General features: G+C 38.0%; 4 protein-coding genes and 1 pseudogene. 3 read left to right on the top strand and 2 right to left on the bottom strand.

The features are described from left to right. Positions 1–772, top strand: a 772-nt coding sequence (locus tag ACLFKQ_RS24850) for a PIN domain-containing protein (protein ID WP_449002365.1), incomplete at its 5' end; no start/stop codon positions are given. Between the two features lie 144 nt (positions 773–916). Here the strand turns inward: ACLFKQ_RS24850 and ACLFKQ_RS24845 are convergent. Both ACLFKQ_RS24845 and ACLFKQ_RS24840 read right to left on the bottom strand, forming a co-directional pair. Further along, complete coding sequence (locus tag ACLFKQ_RS24845) at positions 917–1315, bottom strand: helix-turn-helix domain-containing protein (RefSeq protein ID WP_449002364.1); 399 nt, start codon at positions 1313–1315, stop codon at positions 917–919. Beyond that, on the bottom strand, positions 1299–1598 hold the full coding sequence (locus ACLFKQ_RS24840; RefSeq protein ID WP_449002363.1) for a type II toxin-antitoxin system HigB family toxin: 300 nt from the start codon (positions 1596–1598) through the stop codon (positions 1299–1301). The genes ACLFKQ_RS24845 and ACLFKQ_RS24840 overlap by 17 nt, the downstream gene beginning before the upstream one ends. Before the next feature lie 174 nt (positions 1599–1772). On the opposite strand from ACLFKQ_RS24840, the gene ACLFKQ_RS24835 reads away from it, so the two are divergent. Both ACLFKQ_RS24835 and ACLFKQ_RS24830 read left to right on the top strand, forming a co-directional pair. Beyond that, complete coding sequence (locus tag ACLFKQ_RS24835; protein ID WP_449002362.1) at positions 1773–2711, top strand: tyrosine-type recombinase/integrase; 939 nt, start codon at positions 1773–1775, stop codon at positions 2709–2711. Positions 2712–2819: 108 nt separating this feature from the next. Beyond that, positions 2820–3501 (top strand): annotated as a pseudogene (locus ACLFKQ_RS24830) (IS1 family transposase); the annotation flags it as partial.

Genomic DNA, 3501 nt, shown 5'->3' with positions numbered 1-3501 from the left:
GGCTACTTTAATCTCTTTTTCCTTTTTGTCAACCCTGATACCTGAATCCTTACATATTTTTGACAAATATTTTAATAACTTACCGCCTTTTAAAGAAGGCAAAAAGAAAAATGAATTTCCTGATGCATTTGCCATAGCAGCATTAGAAAAAGAAGCTATGGATAATGACTTTAAAATTTATGTTATTAGTCAAGATAATGATTGGCAAACGGCTTGCAAAGGAAATAATAATTTAATTGGTTTAGAAAATATTGAGAAGTTTCTAGAACAACAAATAATCATAGCTACTAAATATAAAGATATTAATCTATATTATGAATTTTTAGATAGTAATTTTGAGCAATTTAAGCAAAAAATCTCAGATAAATTTGAAGAACTAGAATTTTCGTTAGGTGGTGGCTATGACTTCGCAGATTGTGGTAGTGAGGAGATAGAGATTACAGTGGAGTCTGTAAAATTGGAAGACAAAACTTTGGTGGAAATTGATGATGAAACAATGACATTTGAATTGAATGTCGAAATTAGTTTCTTGGCAGATGTTAGTTATGATAGTTTAGAAGTTGCAGTTTTTGATAGAGAAGATGATAGATATTACAATGTTGAAAGAGAAGAGCAACAAGTGCATCAACAGATTACAATACCTGTTGAAGTCCATATATCTTATTTAATAAACACTTCAGGTAATTTATTATTAGATGAAATTATAGATATTTCGTTAGATCCCCATAATTCCATCAACACTATTGAGGTTGATTCTGAATATTATGATTGAAGATTTTAATAAGAGCGAACCAACTTTATTCCTCATCTTTAATAAATTTATTATTGGTAATTTTTTAAAAAAAATAGTTCCATCTAGTTTTTTTTATTCTTGTGAATCTAAATTAAACACATAATTCATGTGTTTTTAAGTTCTTTAAATAAACAATCCCACATCAACTGAGAAAAATTCAGCTAAAGCTTTAGCCTGTGCCTTGCTAATAGAGCGTTTACCATTAACTACTTCGGAGACAACACCTCTCGAACCAATTACGCCAACTAAGTTTTCCTGCTTGATCTTATTGGATTCCATTAAGTGTAGCAACATAGAATGAGGTGTCCCTTTAGAAATAGGATAGTTTTCATCCTCAAATTTTTCAATCAAGGTAACTAATAATTCGAGAATCGCATCTTCCTCGTAACTGCGATTAGCTTTGTGTTCCAATTCTTGTGCTAATTCAATGGCGCGATCGTTTTCTGCTTCGGTTTCAATCACTTTGGGTTGATATTTAGCCAATAATTGAGCGTAGTCTGAGGGATTAATAGTAAGGGTCATTTTTCCACCTGTTTTTGTCATATTCGGCGTGAGTTAAAACATACTTGATATAAATTCTTTGCTGCTCGTAGATAATATCGACAATTAAACGATAGCGATTGCCTTTAATGTTGAAAACGGTAAAGTTACCAACGGCTTCGGCAGTTTTGTAGGTAACTTGGACTTCGGTTAAATTCTGCCATCGAGCTTTACTGGCAACTCTGTACCAGTCGTAGAGAGCATCGCAGGCATCGGCATGGGATTGACAGTAATCGCGGAGAATCTTTCGACTAATGACACGCACATTGGTTGACTAAATTTAGCTGTCATTCTATGTTCTCGAATTGAGAATAAAATGTCAAGTTCTCAAGTTCTTTAGTTAAAAATTACCGTTTTAAACATATAGTCCCAAATAACGGTACAGTAAGGATATTACTGACTGCGCTATCGGAAATAAGTGTTTCCAAGAGCGATTATAATGGGACAAATTACTTCTCGCGCGTTCCCATGTCGAGGAAACCTCGACGGGGCCGCTCCTCCTTCACACTTAGAAAAATCTTTCAATGCCAAAATTGAGAGACATTTTACGAATTCAGAACCTGACGTGCTAGCCCAATTCCCGAGCGACAAACGCAATCCCAGTACCAGAAAAGCTTACTCTAAAGACCTTAATGACTTTTTTCGGCTAACTACAGGACAGGTTGCTACTAAAGATTCGGTGCTGGAGTTTTTGCACCTGGAGCGTTCGGCTGCTGTGGGAGTGGTGCTGAATTATAAAGCTAAATTATTCGAGAAAGGGTTAGCAGAGTCTACTGTCAATCGGCGGTTGGCTTCGATTAAAACTCTTTGTAGCATGGGTCGCAAGTTGGGCATCTGTCAGTTTACCCTGGAGGATGTGAAGGGGGAACGGGTTCAGCAATACAGGGATACGAGCGGGATTAATGCAGAGGAATATCGTAAGGTGTTGGACATTTGCGATCGCTCTAAGATACAGGGGATTCGGGATTATGCCCTGTTGAAGCTGTTGTGGGATAATGCCCTGCGACGCAATGAGGTAAGTTTATTAAACCATGGGGATTTTGAGCCACTGTCTAGGGAATTAACTATATTGGGTAAGGGTAAGGGGACGCAGACAGAGATTATCGGCTTAAGTACCTCGACCACTAACGTCCTGCTGGATTGGACTAAAGCTTACAAGCACAAGAAGAAAAAAGCACCGTTGTTTGTGGCGTTAGATTTTAAGCATAAAGGACATCGGATAACTGGGGATGGGATTTATAAGCTGGTGCGTCGCTATTGCAAACAGGCGGGAATAACCCAGCGGATGAGTCCCCATCGGGTAAGGCACAGTTCGATTAGGCGTTGCGACAGCAAACGGACAAAAAACAACGCTGGACGTATAATTATAATTATTTAACTCAAGTTCTCGATGGTTTACGCAGAGGTCTAAGACTTATTCTTTTTGATTCTTTCTCGATATCAAAGGGAGGCGTTGCATAATTAAAATATGAATTAGCGAAAAATCATGCAATGTCGAGAATGTAAATCGGAACACATCCGAAAGAATGGAAAAAACAGACAAGGAAAACAAAATTATATTTGTGTCAATTGCGATCGCCAGTTCATTACTGATTACGAAACCAGTCGTGGCGATTCAGAAGAGACTAAGGGTGAATGCTTAAAAATGTATGTTAACGGCATGGGTTTTAGAGCCATAGAAAGAGTCAAAGGAGTCCACCATACCACCATCATTACTGGGGTCAGAGAAGTTGGAAGATTACTTGCAGATGCTTATGAGCCAGAAACAATTCCACAAGTAGGAGAATTAGATGAATTGGAAACCTTTGTTGGTCAGAAAAAAACCAGATTTGGCTCTGGACAGCAGTAGATCACTTCAGACCAGGAATTTTAGGGTGGGTTTTGGGCGATCGCAGTTCCGAAACTTTTGAACCACTCTGGGAGATTGTCCAAAAATGGCAGTGTTATTTCTATGTTACCGATGGCTGGAAAGTATATCCTGGTTTTATTCCCGACGGCGACCAAATAATTTGTAAAACTTATATGACCAGAGTTGAAGGAGAAAACACCAGGCTGAGACATTATTTAGCTCGATTACACCGCAAAACGCTTTGTTATTCAAACATCAGTTGAGATGCTCAAGCATTCAATCCGACAGCTAATTCACTATCTCAGATTTTTCGATGTTC

The organism is Myxosarcina sp. GI1(2024) (assembly GCF_053543375.1).
Note: the sequence above shows the minus strand (reverse complement) of the source record. Positions and strands in the feature narration are given on the sequence as shown.

Excerpts from the sequence above, each read along its gene's own strand:
- ACLFKQ_RS24845 (WP_449002364.1), bottom strand. The coding sequence starts at position 1,315 with ATGACCCTTACTATTAATCCCTCAGACTACGCTCAATTATTGGCTAAA.
- ACLFKQ_RS24835 (WP_449002362.1), top strand. The coding sequence starts at position 1,773 with ATGGGACAAATTACTTCTCGCGCGTTCCCATGTCGAGGAAACCTCGAC.